The organism is Lacticaseibacillus baoqingensis, from assembly GCF_003946165.1.
Lineage (GTDB): Bacteria > Bacillota > Bacilli > Lactobacillales > Lactobacillaceae > Lacticaseibacillus > Lacticaseibacillus baoqingensis.
In genome coordinates, this window is the sequence record NZ_RHOI01000025.1 from 22836 (window position 1) to 42753 (window position 19918).

Below are 19918 nucleotides of genomic sequence, written 5' to 3' on the forward strand. Positions count from 1 at the left end.
GACCAAGCGCAAGGACGTTTTGCCACAGAGAAAAAATGATCCGGACCAACCGTCCGGTGAACATGGAACAGATAGGAGTACATGATGGCGGAATTAGAGATTCGCGACCTTGAAATGAGCTACGATAAGCATCACCAGATCCTCAAAGACTTGAATCTGCAGATCAAAGACGGCGAATTGGTGTCGATCTTAGGCCCCAGCGGTTGCGGGAAAACCACGACGCTGCGGATCATTGCCGGCCTGCTGCCGCAAACCGGTGGACAAGTGCTGGTGGATGGCACCGATGTGTCCAAGCTGCCGGTGCACAAGCGCCAGTTTGGGATGGTGTTTCAAAGCTACGCGCTGTTCCCGCATTTAACTGTTTTTGATAATGTCGCCTTTGGGCTGAAACAGCGCAAAGTGGCCAAAGCTGAGATCCAAAAGCAAGTCAGCGAGATCTTGACGATCACCGGGTTAGATGCGCTGGCCAAGCGCTTCCCAGCGGAATTGTCCGGCGGCCAACAACAGCGGGTGTCTTTAGCGCGTGCGTTGGTGGTCAATCCGCGGTTGTTGCTGTTAGATGAACCGCTGAGCAACTTGGATGCCAAATTGCGGGTGTCGATGCGCGAAGAGATCCGCCGCCTGCAGCAGCGTCTGCAGATGACCGCGATGTTTGTCACCCATGACCAAGAAGAGTGTTTTGCGATTTCCGACCGGGTGGCGGTGATGAATCAAGGGAAGATCGAGCAATTCGATACCCCGCAAAACATTTATCGCGCCCCGAAAACGGTGTTTGTCGCCCGCTTTATCGGCTATGAAAACTTTTTGCCGGTGACTAGCGCTCAGCAGGGGCAATATCAAGTCCAAGGCGACACGTTCCAAGCGGCCGCAGCCGTACCTGATGCCACCGCATTGACGATCCGCCCAGACCGCATCCAGTTAGTGACAGAGCCAGGCGCAAATACCGTGGGCGGGCAGGTGAAATCAAGCACGTACTTAGGCAATGCCTATCGGTACGTGGTCCAAACCGCACTAGGCGAGTTGAAAGTCGATCAAGTCGGCTTTGACCGCTTGGCGGATCAAACCAGCGTTCAGTTGCATTTGCCACAAGAGGCATTGTTGGCCTTACAAGCTTAATCAAAAAGGGGAAGTTCAGATCATGAAAAAGACAGGTTTATTGGTTGCCGGATTGTTGTTGATCGGGGTATTAGCCGGATGCGGCAGTCAAGCCGGCGCCGCCCAGCATTTGACCTTATCGACTTTTGGACTGTCGACCAAACAAATGGCGCGCGACGTCACCAAGCCGTTCACCAAAAAGACGAAGGTGACCGTCAAGACGCAAAGCGGTGACAGTGCCGCGCGGTATACCCAAGTTGAACATAACCCTAATAATGGCGTTGACGTGATGGAATTATCGCAAAACAACGCCTTGTCCGGCTACAAGAAGGGGTTGTGGGCAAAGCTGGATACCAGCAAGCTGAAAAACTTCAAGGCCCTCAGCCCGGCGCAACAAAAACTCGCCAAAGCAACCAATAGTGTGCCTTACACGGTGAACTCCGTGGGCATCATTTACAACCCGGCCAAAGTCGGCAAGATCACCAGCTGGGATCAGTTATGGGACAGCAAGTTGAAAAACAAGATCGCGATCCCAGACATTACCACCACTTTTGGTCCAGCGATGCTCTACATTGCCGGCGACCATGCGGGGACAGCGGTAACCAAGGATAATGGGGCGGCCGCTTTTAAGGCGATGGCCGCCTTGAAACCCAATGTGGTGAAGACTTACACCCAAAGCTCTGACTTGGCCAACATGTTCAAGAGCGGTGAAATCGATGCCGCGGTGGTGGGCGATTTTGCCGTCAGCATGATCCAAGCCGCAGCGCCGAGTGCGGTATATGTCGTGCCTGCCAGTGGCACCTATGCCAACTATGATACGGTTTCGATCGTCAAGGCTTCCAAGAACAAGCAGGCCGCTTATCAGTACATCGATTATCGCTTAGGCAAAGTGGCGCAAACTAAAGTCGCCAGTGCGGATTCGTTGAACAACGCCCCGGTCAACACTGACGTGACGTTAAGTGCCGCTGATGCCAAGAACAAGACTTATGGCGACATCGCTGCGCGGGCGAAAACCATTGATTTCGGGTATGTGAACAGCCACCTCAAGGGTTGGATCAGCCAATGGAATAAGTTGATGAATAAGTAATTTCCGAACGATAGCCGCCTGTTTGCGTGTCCACCGCGCACCGGCGGCTATTTTCAAGTAAAATTCGGTCAAAACACGAACAATAGAAATGAGGATGGACAAATGGTCGCAGTCGACATGTTAATCACCAATGCTCAGGTATTCAATCACGTAACGCGGGATTTTCGCCGGATCAATGTGACTGTCAAAGCAGGAAAGTTCTATTGGTTGACGCAAGATACCAGTACGATCCAAGCTAAAACGACTTTAGATCTGGCTGGGAAGTTTTTGATCCCAGGGCTGATCGATTCGCACATGCATATTGAAAGCTCCATGACCACGCCGACTGCCTTTGGGCAAGCCGCGGCCCAATATGGGACGACCACCGTGATCGCTGATGCTCATGAAATCGCCAATGTCGCCGGGCTGCAAGGCTTGGAAGATTTCATGGCGCAGCCGAGTTTGATCGATACCTTTTATGCGATCCCGTCATCTGTGCCGTCGACCACGCCAGAACTAGAAACCACTGGCGGGGTGATCGGCGTGGCGGAAACCCAAACGCTGTTAAAAGACCCGCGGGTGATCGCGCTTGGCGAAGCAATGAATTTCCACGGGTTGACCGAAGAACCAGATTCGCTGATCAATCAGATCATCGCGGCCTGCCGCCAAGCGCGGCCAACCATGCCGCTGGAAGGGCATTGCCCGAAGTATACCGGCTTAGACTTGGCGAAGTTCATCTACAGCGGCATTACCAGCGACCACACCCAACAGACGCCTGCATCACTGGTCGAAAAAATTGAAAACGGCATGTTCATTCAATTGCAGCGCAAGTCTCTGTCCGAAGCGGTCGTAGATGCTGTCCAAACAAAAGCCTTGTTTGAACATGTCGCGTTAGTCACTGATGATGTGATGCCGGATGACCTTTTGCACGGGCATTTGGATGCAATCGTGCGCTTGGCGATCAAGTTGGGCTTAGATCCCAAGTTGGCGATTTATATGGCGACGTACACCCCAGCGCGACGCATGGGCTTGTGGGATCGCGGTTTGATCGCCCCAGGGCGGGTGGCGGATTTTGTCGTGTTGGATGATCTGCAAAGCTTTGCCATCGACGCGGTTTACAAGGCTGGCCAGCGGGTGACCGTGGATGCGGCCACGCCGGTCACCACGCATTTTCCAGCCGCCTTGCGCCATACGGTGGCGGCGGTGCCGCTTAAAGCCGCCGACTTGGCGCTCAAAGTGCCGCAAGCAGACGGCACGGTCGTCGCCAATGTGATCGCCATCGCGCCAGTGGGGACTTTCACCGCCTTAGAAAAAGTCACCCTCGCCGTTAAGGATCATCACGTCCAATGGCAAGCCGCTGGGTTAAGCCTGGCAGTGGTGCAAGAGCGCTATGGCCAAGGCGGGCATTTGATCTTGGCTTTAGCGAAAAACACCTTAACCGGTCAAGGGGCCGTGGGAGCGACTTGGGCACACGATCACCATAATATCCTGGTATTAGGGACGAATATCGCCGACATGGTGATCGCCCAAAACCGTCTGGTCGAAGAACAAGGCGGTTACGTGGTCGCAGCCGGCGGCCAACTGGTTGCCGATGCGCCTCTGCCGATCGGCGGCGTGGTCAGCGACGCCCCGATCGCTGAACTGGGCCAACAGATCCAAAACGTCCGCGCACAAATGCAAGCGTTAGGGTATGTGAACACCAACGAAATCATGTCCTTTTCGACCTTGTCGCTGTTAGTATCGCCGGCATTGAAGTTGTCAGACAAGGGGATGTTTGATGTCAAAAGCCAAAAACAGGTACCGTTATTTGAACCCCAGAGCGGAGCAAAGCGGGTTTAGGGGTGTGGATAAGGCAGCGTGACGCGTTATGGCGTTAGCCATAGCGAGGCGCGATGACTTATCTGCGACCCCGTTGCTTTGCGGAGCTCGACGCTAACCCCAGAGCGGAGCAAGCCGAATTTAGCAATGTGGGTAAGGCAGCCTGGGTGCGTCGCGGCACGCGGCGTGACCGGGATGACTTACCCGCAATTGCGTTGGCTTGCGGAGCTCGACGACAACCCCAGAGCGGAGCAAAGCGGGTTTAGGGGTGTGGATAAGGCAGCGTGACGCGTTATGGCGTCAGCCATAGCGAGGCGCGATGACTTATCTGCGACCCCGTTGCTTTGCGGAGCTCGACGACAATCCCAGAGCGGAACGCCGCGCATTTAGGGGTGTGGATAAGGGAGCCTGGCAAAGTGCGGCGAAGCCGTGCTGTGCCGGGATCACTTATCTGCGACCCCGTTGCGGCGTGCAGCTCGACGAAGAACCCCAGAGCGGAGTGGTGCGCATTTAGCGCGTAGACTAGTGTGTACTGTCGGCGTTGTGGCGCAGACACAAAGACGGCAGTGCCGCTAGTCCTAGCGCGTTGCACCACGCAGCTCGACGAAGAATCCCAGAGCAAAACGCCGCATTTACCCCGGCACACCCCTTGACCGCGCCGCCGCTTCTCGCTACAGTTATCACCATCAGAATACGACTTCAAAGGAGATTCCATGAAACCTGTGATCATAAGCACCGACCCTGGCATTGATGATGCGGTGGCGATCGCCTTGGCCATCGCCAGTCCACAATTAGAGGTGCGCTTGATTTGCCCATTAGCTGGTAATGTCGACCGGGATAAAACCACGGCCAACACGTTGAAGCTGTTAACCTTTTTTAAGGCCGAGATCCCAGTCGTCCCCGGCAGCCAACGCCCGCTATTGCGCGCGCCGAGCGCTGCGGCGGAGATCCATGGGGAAAGCGGGATGGACGGCTTTGCGTTTCCGCAACCGACCCAAGTTGCGGATTTGCGCCAAACCGCGGTGGCAGCCATGCATCAAGTGGTCAGCACCAGCGACCAGCCGGTGACTTTGATCGCGATCGGGCCATTAACGGATATTGCCTTGTTTGCGCATTTGTATCCCGCCGACTTGGCCAATGTCGCTGAATTGGTGATCATGGGCGGAGCATTAGGCCGCGGCAATCTTGGCGTTTTGTCCGAGTTCAACTTTGCTTGCGATCCTCAAGCCGCTGCCATGGTCGCTAAGTTACCGATCCCGATGCGCATCGCGCCGCTTGAAGTGGGCCAACAAGCGCGCTTGCTGCCAGGCACCTTGATGCAGATCAAGGCCCTTGGCGCAGTTGGGGCAATGTTTGATGGCTTGTTCAGACATTATCGCGGCGGCAGCATGCAAACCGGGTTGAAAATGTATGATGCTTTAGCAGTGGCTTTGGTGCTGGCACCTGAGCTGTTCACTACCGTTGCGACGCATTTGGATGTGGCCTTGGCGGATCCGCTTACGGCTGGCGCGAGTTTATTTGATCTCAAAGGGGTTCAAAACCAGCCAGCCAATGTGCAAGTCGCGACTGCCGTCGATGCTGAGGGGTTTGCCCGCTGGTTAGTCGCGGCGTTAAAGCAATTAGCGTAAGGGGAGTATTGGTCGGAAATTGACCTTTAAACCGTCGCAACTTGGGCAAACTTTCTTCACACCTGGCGGCTAATATAATCACCATAGAAGCAAGCGATAACTTGTTTCTACCCCACTTTTTCATTTTTACTCCTCCAAAGTAAAAAACCCCAACCCTACCTTAGCCGCCAAGCCCATGGCGGCTATTTTTTTGCCTTGGACTGGGCGTATAATCAAATTGATCAAGGCAGTAAAGAAAGGATGGATCAAATGACAGTTTTAACAGATACCTTCACCTTAAATAACGGGGTCAAGATCCCGCAAGTCGGCTTTGGCACTTGGCAGATCCCAGATGGCCCAAAAGCATATGACGCCGTGTTATGGGCCTTGGACGCCGGCTATCGCCATATCGATACCGCGTTTGTGTATGGCAATGAAAAAAGTGTCGGCAAGGCGTTAAAAGATAGCGGCTTGCCGCGCGAGGAGATTTTTGTCACGTCTAAATTGCCGGCGCAGATCAAAGACAAGACTGGGGTGCAAGAACACTTTAAGCGGACGTTAGACAATTTGGATATCGCCGCATTGGACTTGTATTTGATCCATGCACCATGGCCATGGGGCCAAGCCGGCACGCGTTTTGACAAGGAGAACTTGGTAGCGTGGGACACGATGACGCAGTTTTACGCGGATCATCAAACACGCGCCATTGGGGTTTCAAATTTTGACGTCCATGACTTGCAAAACCTGCTCGATCATGGGGATGTGGTACCAGCCGTCGATCAGATCCAATATTACATTGGGGCCACGGAGCCGAAAAACACTGCCTTCGCCCAAGCGCATGGGATCTTAGTCGAAGCCTATTCACCGCTGGCCACCGGGGATCTATTAAATAACGCCGCGGTGCAGGCGATCGCCAAGCATTATGCCGTCAGCGTGTCGCAGTTAGCCTTGCGCTTCGTCTTGCAAAATGGCGTCCTGCCATTGCCTAAAGCCACCAGCCGAGCGCACATTGAAGCCAATACCAAACTTGACTTCACGATCAATGACGCCGACATGCAGGCTTTGAATGCGATGGCTGACGCCGCGCCTGCACATACCCATAATGTGACTCAAAAATAACAATCCTTACATTGATCACCGCTGGCAGCAAGCCGGCGGTGATTTTTTTGTGGGCTTTTTGATTGCATACCGTGTGCCTGCTTCGCTATGCTTAATTTAGAAAGTTAATGATTACCATAAGCAAAGGAGATGACTGCATGGGCAAGAATATCTATTTATTCTGCAGCCAAGGGATGTCGACGAGTTTGTTGGCGCAGAAAATGCAAACGGTTGCGGATCACCACCAACTGCCAGTCACTGTTGTTGCCAAGCCGCATGGCACCTTGCCGCAAACCGTCGCCACTGAGGCCGTGGATGTGATCATGTTAGGGCCGCAAGTCAAATATTTGTATGAGGAAACCTTGGCCGCTTATGGCAAGAGGCGGCCGGTGATCTTGATCGATGCGGCGGATTACGGCGCCATGAATGGGGAGCGCGTCTTAAAACAAGCGTTGCTAGGGCTGAAACAAGCCCGCCAATGATCCTCTCAGTCAACTATAGAAAGGCGTGAACACCAATGATGAATGCATTAGAACACACCTTAATGCCAGTCGCCGAGAAATTAGGCAGAAACAAGCTCTTAGTCGCGATCCGCGATGGTTTTTTGATCACCACCCCGTTGATCATCGTCGCGTCACTGTTCTTGCTGTTTAATAACTTTCCGATCCCGGGCTGGAGTGAGTTTTGGGCGGGGATCTTTGGGGAAGGGTGGCAGGCGTGGCTGTCCAATGTTTCCCGCGCCGTGTTTAACTTAGTCGGGTTCTTGTCGTGTTTTGGCACGGCGTATGCGTATGGGCGCGAGTTAAAAACCGATGCGATCCAAGCGGCTGGTGTGGCAATCGTCGCGTTTATCATTTTGACGCCGACAGACTTAACGCTCAAAGGCGGCACCAGCATCATCGGCTTGGATACGGAATACTTAGGTACCAACGGGATCTTTTTAGGGCTGGTGGTGGCGTTGGTGGCGGTGCGGGTGTATGCATTTGCCGCTTTGCGCGGGTGGACGATCAAGATGCCTGCTGGCGTGCCGCCAGCGGTAGCGGATTCCTTTGCGGCGTTGATCCCCAGCGGATTAGTGATGGGCTTATTCTTCTTGATCCGCATTGGCATGGGGCTGACGCCTTTTGGTACCGTGCATCAGTTTATCTTTGAGAGCCTGCAGACGCCACTGAAAGGCGCAGGCAACACCTTATTTGCCCAAATCATTTACGGCTTGGCGTGCACGCTTTTTTGGTCGTTTGGGATCAACGGGCCGGCGGTGGCCAATTCGGTGTTTGCGCCAGTGACCAAAGTGTTGACCATGGAGAACTTAGATGCGTTTGAAGCTGGGCGGGAGCTGCCAAATATCTTCACCGATCCCTTTTCGAACTTCTTCACCAACTTTGGCGGCGGCGGGTCCACCTTGTCCTTATTGATCGTAATGGTGTTGTTTTGCAAGTCTAAGCGGATCAAGGAACTCGGGAAGTTGTCCTTGCTGCCAGGGATCTTTGGCATCAATGAACCGATCATCTTCGGCTTGCCGGTGGTGCTCAACCCGATCATTTTGATCCCGTTCAACCTGGTGCCCTTGATGAATCTCTTGTTGTCGACTTTGGTGACGCGCTTGGGCATTATTCCATACACCACTGGCGTCGCGCTGCCTTGGACCACGCCTGTGGGCTTTTCCGGATATTTGGCCACAGGCAGCTGGGTCGCGTCGGTATATCAGCTCCTGTTATTGCTGCTGGGGTGTGCGGTTTATTACCCGTTTATCAAAATGCTGGATAAAAAGTATCTCGCAGACGAACAAGTCGCAGGCGCAAGCTTGGATGAAACCGACGAGTTGTCCTTTGATGACTTGGCGTTAGATCTGGACGCTGAAGCTTGAGCCAAAAAACCAGTCTTGCTGACAGTCGGCAAGGCTGGTTTTTTGCGTCTGCGAAGCGAACGTTTTTTTATGCCAAAAATTGCCAGTCAAAAGGTCAAATGAGCATAACAGTTCGGCGGCTGTTACAGGCAAAGCGCGGCAGACTGTCTCAATCTTTTAGATAGGCCAATTTTAACAGTAAGTACTCACTAACTTCGCCGCAAAGCCACGCGGGCACTTCAGTTGGCCACAATTGACTGGTAGACGAGCACATGACAGCGATCGGGATGAAAAACGCTGATTTTTGCACCAAATGGGGATAAATAGGTGTTGTTAACGTTAACAGAAATTGGTAAAAAAGTGACAGTTGCGCAACTGAAATATCAGCATAACACCTGTTATTTTATTGGAAAACGCTTTACATCTAGAACCTGGAGCACTACTATCAAGGCGTAATCCATTAAGGAAACCGATACCATCAGCTAGACCAATTGCTATTTTTCATCTTCTTATCAATAGTTGTGGTGCGGTGACCAGGCAAAAGGGGTGTTGACCACACGGCACAGGCAAGTTGTTTTGCGTTTTAAGAAATCGTTTTCTCTATTGGCGTATCGAGTTGAAAGTGAGTGAGAACAGTGCAAGCAGCAGCAACAGATAAGCATACACGCAAGCCGCACACAAATGTCCGGTGGAAAATTGGGATCTTGATGTGGTTGGCGATTTCGATCAATTACTTGGATCGGGCCAATCTATCAGCGGCTTCCGGTGACATCATGAAGGCATTGAATATCAATAATGCTGAAATGGGGATCGTCATGTCGGCCTTCTTCTGGTCTTACATGGTGTTTCAGATCCCTTCAGGGTGGTTGGCCGATAAGGTCGGCCATCGTATCAGTATGGCGCTGGCCGTGGGCTGGTGGTCAATTTCCACCGCTTTGACCGGCTTGGCACATGGGTTTGGTTCCTTGATCGGTTTGCGGATGCTGTTAGGGGTCGGCGAAGCCGGCGCGGCGCCATCCAATTCCGGGATCGCCGCGCGGTGGTTTCCTGATCGCGAACGCGGGCGCATTTCCGCGTTTTATGATACTGGGACCAAAGTCGGCACTGCCATTGCGATGCCATTGATCGTGTGGATCATCAGCCACTGGGGCTGGCAAGCTTCCTTTGCCGCTTCTGGGACGTTAGGTATCGTGTGGGTCTTGATCTGGATTTGGTATTACAACGATCCAGAAAAGCAAAAGTATGTCAGCAAAGAAGAACTCCACTACATTCGCAGCGGCCAAAAGAAACAAGACGGCTTGGATAAGGAACAACCGATGAAGTGGTACCAATTGCTGAAATTCCGCAACGTTTGGGCGATTTGCTTTGGTTTCTTCGCCTTGAACTATTCCATCTTCTTCTTCATTACCTGGTTCCCGAACTACTTGGAACAAGAGCGGGGCATGGCGGCGATGAGCATGGGCTTTACGGCGATGATCCCACCATTGGCTGGGATCGTTGGTGAATTGATCGGCGGCTGGGTCACCGATTATCTGTACTTCACCCGCGGCAAGTCGATCACATTTTCGCGTAAGTTCAACTTAGTCTTAGGGATGTTAGTCGGCACCGTGATCTTATTTGCCGGCTTGACCAAGTCCACGGCCATCAGTGTCGCCTTATTATCCTTATCTTATGCAGGGCTGGCCTTTGCCGCTCCGGCATTATGGTCGATCCCTGGTGACATGGCGCCTAAGAACATGTCGTCTACTTTAGGCGGCATTGAAAACACCGCCTCTAACATTGGCGGGGTCTTAAGCCCGATCATCACTGGGTTTGTGGTTTCTGCTACCGGTTCATTTGTTTCTGCCTTGATCGTTTCTGGGTTAGTCACCTTACTAGGTGCCATCGCCTTTGCCTTTTGGTTAGGGAAGATCGAACCATTAACGTTAAAAAAGCATGATGTCGCTAAAGCTTAGTTAGAAAGAAGCGCGTTAGTCTATGAATAACTTCATTATCTTGGATCCCGCGGATAAAGTAGGGGTCGCCTTACAAGACATTCCTGCCGGCACCACGGTGACTACACCAGCTGGCAAGCTGACTTTGCCAGCTGAGATCAAGCGCGGGCATAAGTTTGCCTTGCAAGCCATTGCCCAAGGCGAAGACATCATCAAGTATGGCTTCCCGATCGGCCATGCGACCGCACCGATCGCTGCTGGCGAGTGGGTGCACACGCATAACGTCAAAACCAACTTGAATGGTGAACTTGAGTATACCTATCAGCCGCATGATGTCACCCGCGCCGTTCCTAAAGACGGGCGGACCTTCATGGGGTACAAGCGCAAGAATGGCAAAGTCGGGATCCGCAACGACTTGTACATCATCCCGACGGTGGGCTGCATCAACCCGTTGCTGGATATTGTCGTGGAACAATTCAAGGCGTTGCATCCTGATAATGGCAGCTTTGATAATGTGATCTTGCTGAAGCATCCTTATGGGTGTTCTCAATTAGGCGACGATTTTGAACAAACACGCAAGGTGTTAGTCGATGCCGCCTTACAGCCGAATGCCGGCGGGGTATTGATCTATGGCTTAGGCTGTGAGAACAATCAGATGGATGGCATGCAAGCCGAAATCGAAAAAGTCGGGGCCATCGATCCTGACCGGATGAAGTTCATGGTCGCCCAAGAAGTCGATGATGACTTGGGTACGGCTTTGGACTTGCTTGAAGAACTCAATGATGCCGCAGCCAACGACGTGCGGACGCCACAGCCCCTATCTGAATTAAAGATCGGGCTGAAATGCGGCGGCAGTGACGGCTTGTCTGGGGTCACCGCTAATCCATTACTAGGGCGGCTGTCTGATTTTGTCACGGCCCAAGGCGGCACGACGGTGTTGTCTGAAGTGCCAGAAATGTTCGGGGCCGAAACCATCTTGATGTCGCGGGCCAAAGATGAGCCCACCTTCCATAAGATCGTGGATCTGATCAACAACTTCAAGCAGTATTTTGAATCCTTCCATCAACCGATTTATGAAAATCCTTCTCCCGGCAACAAAGCCGGCGGGATCACGACATTGGAAGATAAGTCCTTAGGCTGCACCCAAAAGTCTGGGACCAGTCAAGTGACCGATGTCTTGCAATATGGCGAAAAGATCAAGACTCATGGCTTGAACTTGTTGCAATCGCCTGGTAATGACTTGGTTTCCAGTTCTGCTGAAGCCAGCGCCGATTGCCAAATGGTCTTGTTCACCACTGGCCGCGGGACACCGTTTGCGACGTATGTGCCAACGGTCAAAGTCGCGTCTAACTCCTATATTGCCAACAAGAAGCCGCGCTGGATCGACTTTGATGCCGGCCGCTTGTTGGAAACTGATATGGACACGCTAGCCGATGAGTTCATTCAATATATCATCGACGTGGCCAGTGGCCGCGAAAAGACCAATAATGAACAGTATGGGATCCACGGGATTGCGATCTTTAAGACCGGCGTCACCGAATAATCAGCAAAAACCGTTGTGGCATCGCTTGGATGTGGCAGCGGTTTTTTGTGTCTGGTCAGTTAAGCTGGAAACATCATTGCCTAATAACCCGCGGTTTTCACAGTAGTACATTAAAGGGCTTTCCTGTTGCCATTTTGATTAGAATATAGGCTTTTTTGAGCAGAAAATTACCCAAAATCAGCCGTTTCTTGTATGATGGAGATATCGAAACTTTAGGAGGCAATCGTATTGAAAGTACGCAAAGCTGTGATCCCTGCTGCCGGTTTGGGCACCAGGTTCTTGCCTGCGACCAAAGCACTGGCAAAAGAGATGCTGCCAATCGTCGACAAACCGACGATCCAATTCATCGTCGAAGAGGCGAAGGCTTCTGGGATCGAAGACATTTTGATCGTGGAAGGCAAGCAGAAACGTTCTATTGAAGATCATTTTGATTCGGCGCCTGAATTGGAACAAAACCTCGAATCCAAAGGCAAAACCAAATTACTGCAATTGGTGCATGATACGACGGATATTGGCGTTAATTTATTTTTCGTCCGCCAGCCTTATCCTAATGGGTTAGGGGATGCCGTGCGCTTGGCCAAGTCTTTCATCGCCGATGAGCCTTTCGTGGTGATGCTTGGGGATGACTTGATGCAAGACAAGGTGCCGCTGACGCAACAATTGATCGATGAATATGACCGCACGCACTCGTCGATCTTGGCGGTCAAGCGGGTCCCGCATGAAGATGTGTCCGCTTATGGGGTGATCGATCCGGAAAGCGAAGTCCATCCGGGATTGTTCAACGTGAAGAAGTTCGTGGAAAAGCCAGCCGTCAAAGATGCGCCTTCTGATTTGGCGATTATCGGCCGCTACTTGCTGACTCCTGAGATCTTTGCGATCTTGGATCAGCAAAAGCCTGGCAAAGGCGACGAGATCCAGCTCACGGATGCGATCGATACGCTGAATCGAACGCAGCGGGTCTTTGCCCATGAATTCAAAGGCCAGCGGTTTGATGTCGGCAATAAGTTTGGCTTCGTGCAAACCACGATCGAATATGGGCTGACCCATCCAGAAGTCAAAGATGAGCTGCGGCCATATATCTTGAAGCTGGCCGAACAACTCAAAGCGCAAGCGCCAGACCAAAAGCACTAAACCATTCGTTGCGGCTGAGCCACAATTTAATCCACTACACCAACGCCTTGGAGCCGCGATTCGTTTTTTAGGATCGCGGTTTCAAGGCGTTTTTGTTGCCGGACGCTGGTTTGGCAGCGGCGACGAGATGATCGATGGCACAGTCGACAGCACCTGTCATATTTATCGTCGTGATACAGTCCAATGGTTTTTGAAAAACAGTGAATCAGTGAGCAATCACGAGATTGCTCATTTTTGGCGACAAGCAGTTGGTACGGAAACCACTGAAAACGCCTTCCAAAGTGTATTTAGATTGTGTTTATACCAAAATTGCAAGAAACCGGTCACCCAAGTCTTCACAACTGACCAATTTCGTGTATGATATAGATGTTGAAAGAAATTAATACAGATTGAAATCGATATTTAAACAGGAGGCAGATTTAAATGAAAAAGCTATATTCCGTACTATTAGTTTTGGTTGGGGCAGCATTGCTGGCAACCTTCGGCATCGCGACTGTTTCTGCTAACAGCGGCAGCACCCAAGATCAAGCCAACCAAAGTGTCACCACATTGGCGACTAAGGATGCTTATTACACCAAGGCCGCTTATGCATCTGGCAACACGGCGACGGCTAAGCAAGCCAAGAACGTGATCAACTTCAGCGGCGTCAGCAACCCTGGGACTGAAATGAAGATCGCTGACTTGTTCGTTGGCAATGGCAACTCTGATGTGACTCGCACCGTGGGCTACCATGTTTATGGCAACCAATTAGAAGTCAACACCACCGACTTGCCAGAAGAAGTCTCTGAATATTATGTGACCCTTTCGGCTGATGGCAAGACAGCTACCGTGACCGAAACCAAAAACGGTGTAACCCGCACTCGCGTCGGCTTTTCTGCTAACGTTGCGGACCAAAAGTTAGCCGCTAACGCGAATAACTAATCACTGATCAGGCGCTTGCTTCGGCAGGCGCTTTTTTTGTTGCCGTTTTGCACTCGACAAGCGCTGTAAGGCAAACTAAAACCACTGGCGTTGGCTGCTTGGCAGCGGTTCGCTAGTGGTTTTGTTGTTGAGATAGGGTGGGTCAGTCATGTTGGTCACGCCGCGTGCCACGACACCAGGTTGCCTTACCGCTTAAGAGCGGCTTGTTGTGCTTCGGGGTGGCGTCGAGCTGCACACCGCATGGGTGAGTGTTCTAACCGGTCTCGGCGGCGTGTGGCTGTGCCACCCATCACCAAGCCCTGTTAGCCCGTCACCCATAACCGCGGTGTTTCGCTCTGGGTTTCTTCGTCGAGCTGCACAAGCCAACGCGATTGCGTCTAAGTCATCCCGGTCATGGTGCATGCCGCACCGCACCCAGGCTGCCTTAGTCACATCGCTAAGAGCGGCTTGTTCCGCTCTGGGTGGCGTCGAGCTGCGTGGTGCAACGGCATTGCGCATAAGTCGTCTCGTGCACGCGATGGCGTTGCCATCACGCACCCAAGCTGCCTTATGCACATGCCTAAATGCGCACCACTTCGCTCTGGGTTTCTTCGTCGAGCTGCACAAGCCAACGGGGTCGCAGATAAGTGATCCCGACACCGCACGGCTGCGCCGTACTGTGCCAGGCTCCCTTATCCACACCCCTAAAACCGGCTTGTTCCGCTCTGGATTATCGACTCATCAAGCTGATCTTAGTCGTTTGCTGATAGGGCTTCTCAGCCGTGATCGTGATTGGTTGGTCATCAGCAGCTACAAGCGGCCGCAAGCCCACGGCAGCGCGAGGGTGGCCTAAGATCCCGTTGAAGTTGGTCGTGGTATCGATATGTTCAAACGTCGACACTGCCAAGCCTGCGGCGTCAGTTTCTAAGGCTAATTGCCACGCTTCGTCGCTTAAGCGCGCACTAGTCGCTGTGGTTAAGCCAGTGGTAGGCGTCGCCGCTGGCTGATCGCCGAGAGTCAATTGCTGGTGGTCGATCACGCGGGCCGGGTCGCCAGTAAGCATAAACGCCAAGTCAAACCCAGGGCGGATCGCGATCGGGGTATCGGTGGTGATGGTCCAAGTTTGCGTCCAGCAGTTGTCGGCGCTGAGTTGATGCGTGACGGCGACGTGTTGGGTGCCAGGCTGGCCGTCAATTTTTTTTGGCAGGGTGAGTGAAAATGTCACGGCGTCAGCGTTGATCTGGGCGTCCCAGTTCCAGTTTTGCCAACCGGTGCGGGTGCGTTGATCAAAATCTGGTCCTAATAAGGCGCCGAAGGGTTCAGGCTGATTGAGATAATCTTGCAAGGTGACAAAGCCGACGATCAAATTCGGATCGGCCCCGGCAGCGTTTGGGAGGCGCAGTTGCTGGACCCGCGCGCCGAAGGTCAACAGGCGCACCGCCATGTGGTTGGCGTTGGTCAAAGTGTATTGGGTGATCACTTCGCCTTGGATCTTAGCGAAGAGTTTTGTGGAGATAGACATGCAACCGCTTCCTTTCGTTTACCTATCCAGCCTACCGAATTCACGCCCAAGAATCAACGGTTTTGGGCCAAAAGCCCTAGGCGAAACCCGGAATCTTCTGTTACCCTTAAGTAAAGCCTCGGCAACTTGCCGATTAGAGAGTGTGGTCAAAATGTTCCATAGATTATTAATGCGCGCTTATTGGCTGTTGACAGGCGGATTTGTGTTGGCGTTAGTCTACAGCTTCTTCGCGCGCCAGTTTTGCGATGCCAATTTCAAAAGCGTCCTCGATCCGGCAGCGTTTGGGTTCATTAGTGTGTGGGTCGTGGTCAATGCGATTTGGGTGTACCGGCATCATTTTCAATATCGTGATCTGCAAATGGAGTCCGTGGATGCCATGGAAGGCGAAGAGTTCGAGCACTTTTGCGGCTACCTCTTGCGCCGCAACGGGTATAAACACATTCGTGTGACGCAAGCTTCAGGGGATCAAGGCATCGATATCATCGCCAGCAAGCAAGGAAAAACTTACGGTTTCCAATGCAAGCGGTATACTGGTTTTGTTGGCAACAAGGCGGTGCAAGAAGTATGGACCGGGCACAATTTCTATAAGCTCGATGAAGCCACGGTGTTGACGAACAGTGAGTTTTCCGATTCGGCACGGGAGCTGGCGGACGATCTTGGGGTACATTTGATCGATCGCACCCGGTTGCGCCGCATGATGCGGCGGCTGCCGAGTTGAGCTAGCAGAAAGGAAGCCAAAAGGATGCAATTAGGGCTGAAGGCCAGTACCGATGAACGCCAGATCGACAATCGCTTGATGCACCATCCAGATGTATTTGAGTTTCATTTGACGGATGACGATTTTACGCCAGCCGGCTGGGCTCATTTTCAACAAATGGTGGCTAAAGTCCAGGCGGTAGTGCCTAAAGTGGTGTTCCACCATCCGATGAAGTGGCATGGGATCCGCTGTGAGCTGTGCGTCAACAAGTTGGCGTTTCCGCAGCTTTATGATTTCGTCATGGCATCTTCTTCGCAGTTGATCGCCTATGCGCAGCAAGTGCATGCCGTGGCCTTGATCCACGGCGGCTATGCCTTGCATCCTGGCGAACATGATTTTGCCAGCGATTGGCCGGATCTGGCCACGGCGCAAAAGGTCGTGTTAGGGCGTATGGTGGATTTTGCTGCGATGGCGCCAGATAATGTCGTCTTTGAAAACAGTCTGTTGCCGATTTTTGCATATGGCGATCCGGCGTTTGAAGAGCGACTGTTGCAGCTGCAGCTGCCATTGGCCTATGATGTCAGCCATGCCTTCATTTATGTGCATGGCGACAACAATAAGCTGATCGCCTCCATGCGCCACTTGCGCCCATTCGTGCGGCATTACCACTTGGTCGATTCGCTGGGGCAGCATCATGATAGTTTGGTGCTTGGCCAGGGGGCGATCAATTGGAAACGGGTGTTGCACGCGATGAACTCCAATGCCTCTTTGATCTACGAGATCAATTTGGCTGATCAACTGGATTGTTCGGAGATGCTTGCCAGTCACTGGTATTTAGAAGGGCTGGCACAAGCGGAAAAAAGCAACTAACTCATAGTAGCATGTAGGTCAGGCGGTGCTGCTGGCCTATTTGTTTTGGCATTAGTCAGGCCGCTTTATCCATACCCCTAAACCCGGCTTGTTTCGCTCTGGTTTCTTCGTCGAGCTGCACAAGCCAACGGGGTTGCGGATAAGTCATCGCACCACGCTATGGCTGACGCCATAACGCGTCACGCTGCCTTATCCACACCCCTAAGAGCGGCTTGTTTCGCTCTGGTTTATATATTTATCAATATATCATTGCGGACTTAGAACTGCCGCGGTAGGATAGCCTCAGACTATTTTGGAGGTTTGAGGGATGACGGGGAAGCAAAAGGGGTTGGCTTGCGCGATTTTGGGGCCGGTTTTGTGGGGTGTTTCAGGGAATATCGCGCAGTGGCTGTTTGATGATTGCCATTTGCGCCCTGACTGGCTGGTCGCCGTGCGGCTGCTTGCTGCTGGGGCCTTGTTGATGGGGTGGTGTTTGGCGACGCGTCGGCAAGAGACGCTGCAGCTGGTGCATCAGCCGCGACGATTAAGGCAGGCCTTGGCATTTGGTGTTTTTGGCATTTTAGTTTCGCAGTTTACCTATTTTGCCGGCGTGGCGGCTTCTAATGCGCCGACGATCACCGTTTTGCAGTATCTCGGGCCGTTGTTTATCGTGTTGTATTTAGCCGTTAAACATTGGCGTTGGCCAAGCCGCATCGACGTGCTGTCTTTGATCGTGGCGTTTGTGGGGATCATCTTGTTGGTCACGCATGGTCATCTCGGCTCGTTGGCACTATCGCCGGCGGGGATCTTTTGGGGTATTGGTGCGGGCTTAGGCGCGGCGTTATATACGCTGTTGCCGGTACAGCTGTTAAAAGTGGTGGAGCCGCAGATCGTGATCGCCTGGGCGATGTTGTTTGCTGGGGTATTATTATCGCCATTGATCTTCTTATTGGCGCCGCCAAGTTTGACCTTGCCGATCGTCTTGGGGATCGTATATGTCACGGTGTTTGGCACCCTATTTGCTTATTTACTCTATTTACAAAGCCTCAAGTATTTGCAGCCGACCATGGTCGGGATGTTGAATGTGTTTGAACCGTTAACGGCAACCGTCGTCGCGGTCTTGTGTTTCCATAGTTACTTTGGCGGCGCGGAGATCATCGGCGGGTTGTTGGTTTTGAGCACGAGTTTTATCCAAGTATGGCCAACGCGGCACATGCTGACTGCTAATAAGCGGCATGCCCATAATTAGGCAAAAAAAGCGCGGTCGCTTACCTGCTAGGTAGGCGGTCGCGTTTTTCGTTAGACGATCACAGTGTGCATCCAAGTCGCAAATAAGTCGATCCAAGGCTGGATCGGCGGCACCACGCCCCAACCGTCAGGCGTGCTGGTTTCATTGGTGCCTAAGCTGAGGCCGTGCCCGCCGCGCGCAAACAGGTGCAATTCGCATTCAACGCCGTGTTCATGCAAGGCATTGGCAAACATGAGACTGTTTTCCACTGGAACCGTGGGATCGGCGAAGGTCCCCCAGATAAAAGTCGGCGGGGTGTTTTGGGTCACTTGTTGTTCCGCGGAGACTAAGGTTTTCAGCGCCTCAGTCGGGTGCGGCCCCAGCAAGGTGGCAAATGAACCCGCATGGGCAAACTGGCCGCTGGAGATGACCGGATAGCCCAATAGCAGCGCATTAGGCCGAATCTGATCGGCAGTCAAGCCGTATTCTTGCCACCGAGGCTGCGCCCAAAAAGTCCCTAGCGTCGCGGCTAAATGCCCGCCGGCAGAAAAACCGGCGGCCACGATCTTGGTGGGATCGATGCGCCATTTTGCGGCGTGGGCGCGCACCCAAGCAACGGTGGCGGCAAGCTCGACTAAAGCAGTGGGAAATGGGTGGTCCGCGCCGACACTATAGCGCAAGATGAACACATGCCAGCCGCGGGCTAATAATTGCATGGCCACCGGCTCGGCTTCTCGATCTGATGTCATTTCGTAGCCGCCGCCTGGGCATAAAACGATCGCTGGGCGAATGCGGTACGGGTCGATTTCAGGACTATTGGTCAACAAGTAGCCGCTGACTTCAGCTCCGCGGCTTAATGGCGTGGTGAGAGTATGTTGGATCGTTTGCATCGGTTTTCCTCCATTGCGTTGTTGGTTTTAGTATACGCGCTTGCGCAATTGCCGGGGCGGATTGTTGATCATTGTTCGTGAATTTAAGGGACTGCGGCTGGGCTTATGCACCTGCATTGATTTTCTGGAAATTGTCACAAACTGCGCACGTTTGTTCGTGCACTTTATTTCAAAATATCGTGTTATCTATACCAATATCAGCAGTATCATTGCATGAATGGGCTTGTTGTATAACAGAATACCAGAAAGCCAGGGGGCACGGGAAGCGCCATTAGGCAGACGCGACACTTTTGAAACAGTGGGCAAAAATTGGCTTCGGTGCGATCAGCAGGTGCAAGCAACTAGACCAGTAGTCGTTGTCAAGACAGCATTTCACTTACACAGATGATGCAACAGTGGGTTTCTGAAAGCGCAATAATTTTTTTCGTCTGGACTTTGTAAAAACGTTCACGTTTGTGTTAAACTTTTGGTGAAATTACGTGAGCTTATATTCATACAAACATAATTATATATTCTTTAAATTCACGTGATTCCAAATAATATTTAGGAGGCGTCAAACAATGGTCGGAATCATTCTTGCCAGTCACGGGCAATTCGCCGCTGGCATAAAGCAATCCGGTCAGATGATCTTCGGTGAGCAAGAGAAAGTCGAAGCCGTTACTTTCATGCCCAACGAAGGCCCAGATGACTTGAA

At 52.3% G+C, this 19918-nt stretch carries 17 protein-coding genes; 15 read left to right on the top strand and 2 right to left on the bottom strand.

The window, feature by feature from the left end; all coding sequences use genetic code 11:
- Window positions 1–84 precede the first annotated feature (84 nt).
- From EKM91_RS10030 to EKM91_RS10080, 11 genes are all read left to right on the top strand, one after another.
- Window positions 85–1116, top strand: a complete 1032-nt coding sequence (locus EKM91_RS10030) for an ABC transporter ATP-binding protein (protein ID WP_125753590.1) — start codon at window positions 85–87, stop codon at window positions 1114–1116.
- A gap of 22 nt (window positions 1117–1138) precedes the next feature.
- Window positions 1139–2182, top strand: coding sequence for an extracellular solute-binding protein (locus EKM91_RS10035; RefSeq protein ID WP_125753593.1), 1044 nt, complete (start codon window positions 1139–1141; stop codon window positions 2180–2182).
- Window positions 2183–2284: 102 nt separating this feature from the next.
- Window positions 2285–4000, top strand: a complete 1716-nt coding sequence (locus EKM91_RS10040) for an adenine deaminase C-terminal domain-containing protein (RefSeq protein WP_125753595.1) — start codon at window positions 2285–2287, stop codon at window positions 3998–4000.
- A 692-nt stretch (window positions 4001–4692) separates the two neighbouring features.
- Entirely contained in the window at window positions 4693–5607 is a 915-nt protein-coding gene (locus tag EKM91_RS10045) for a nucleoside hydrolase (RefSeq protein ID WP_125753598.1), read from the top strand.
- Between the two features lie 249 nt (window positions 5608–5856).
- Complete coding sequence (locus EKM91_RS10050; RefSeq protein WP_125753601.1) at window positions 5857–6705, top strand: aldo/keto reductase; 849 nt, start codon at window positions 5857–5859, stop codon at window positions 6703–6705.
- 137 nt (window positions 6706–6842) lie between these two features.
- Entirely contained in the window at window positions 6843–7166 is a 324-nt protein-coding gene (locus EKM91_RS10055; RefSeq protein WP_125753604.1) for a PTS sugar transporter subunit IIB, read from the top strand.
- A gap of 35 nt (window positions 7167–7201) precedes the next feature.
- A complete protein-coding gene (locus EKM91_RS10060; RefSeq protein WP_125753606.1) occupies window positions 7202–8551 on the top strand; it encodes a PTS sugar transporter subunit IIC in 1350 nt (449 codons plus the stop codon).
- A gap of 605 nt (window positions 8552–9156) precedes the next feature.
- Window positions 9157–10485, top strand: a complete 1329-nt coding sequence (locus tag EKM91_RS10065; protein ID WP_225419494.1) for an MFS transporter — start codon at window positions 9157–9159, stop codon at window positions 10483–10485.
- A gap of 22 nt (window positions 10486–10507) precedes the next feature.
- Window positions 10508–12007 (top strand): UxaA family hydrolase, encoded by a 1500-nt coding sequence (locus tag EKM91_RS10070; RefSeq protein WP_125753608.1) that lies wholly within the window; start codon window positions 10508–10510, stop codon window positions 12005–12007.
- A gap of 228 nt (window positions 12008–12235) precedes the next feature.
- Complete coding sequence (gene galU / locus EKM91_RS10075) at window positions 12236–13138, top strand: UTP--glucose-1-phosphate uridylyltransferase GalU (protein WP_125753612.1); 903 nt, start codon at window positions 12236–12238, stop codon at window positions 13136–13138.
- A 423-nt stretch (window positions 13139–13561) separates the two neighbouring features.
- Window positions 13562–14059: a hypothetical protein gene (locus EKM91_RS10080; RefSeq protein WP_125753615.1), complete on the top strand. Its 498-nt coding sequence runs from the start codon at window positions 13562–13564 to the stop codon at window positions 14057–14059.
- A gap of 709 nt (window positions 14060–14768) precedes the next feature.
- Here EKM91_RS10080 and EKM91_RS10085 read toward each other — a convergent pair.
- Window positions 14769–15560: an aldose epimerase family protein gene (locus EKM91_RS10085; RefSeq protein WP_125753618.1), complete on the bottom strand. Its 792-nt coding sequence runs from the start codon at window positions 15558–15560 to the stop codon at window positions 14769–14771.
- Between the two features lie 151 nt (window positions 15561–15711).
- Here EKM91_RS10085 and EKM91_RS10090 point away from each other — a divergent pair, with 151 nt between their 5' ends.
- The 3 genes from EKM91_RS10090 (at window position 15712) to EKM91_RS10100 (ending at window position 18355) form a co-directional block, all read left to right on the top strand.
- Window positions 15712–16278, top strand: coding sequence for a restriction endonuclease (locus tag EKM91_RS10090; RefSeq protein ID WP_125753621.1), 567 nt, complete (start codon window positions 15712–15714; stop codon window positions 16276–16278).
- 24 nt (window positions 16279–16302) lie between these two features.
- On the top strand, window positions 16303–17127 hold the full coding sequence (locus tag EKM91_RS10095) for a sugar phosphate isomerase/epimerase (RefSeq protein WP_125753624.1): 825 nt from the start codon (window positions 16303–16305) through the stop codon (window positions 17125–17127).
- Between the two features lie 307 nt (window positions 17128–17434).
- The gene (locus EKM91_RS10100) at window positions 17435–18355 is read left to right on the top strand and encodes a DMT family transporter (protein ID WP_125753627.1); all 921 of its coding nucleotides are present in this window, start codon (window positions 17435–17437) and stop codon (window positions 18353–18355) included.
- 50 nt (window positions 18356–18405) lie between these two features.
- Here EKM91_RS10100 and EKM91_RS10105 read toward each other — a convergent pair whose 3' ends face one another.
- Window positions 18406–19224: an alpha/beta hydrolase gene (locus tag EKM91_RS10105; protein WP_125753630.1), complete on the bottom strand. Its 819-nt coding sequence runs from the start codon at window positions 19222–19224 to the stop codon at window positions 18406–18408.
- 560 nt (window positions 19225–19784) lie between these two features.
- Between EKM91_RS10105 and EKM91_RS10110 the strand changes: the two genes are divergently transcribed.
- Window positions 19785–19918, top strand: a 134-nt coding sequence (locus tag EKM91_RS10110) for a PTS sugar transporter subunit IIA (protein WP_420795949.1), incomplete at its 3' end; no start/stop codon positions are given.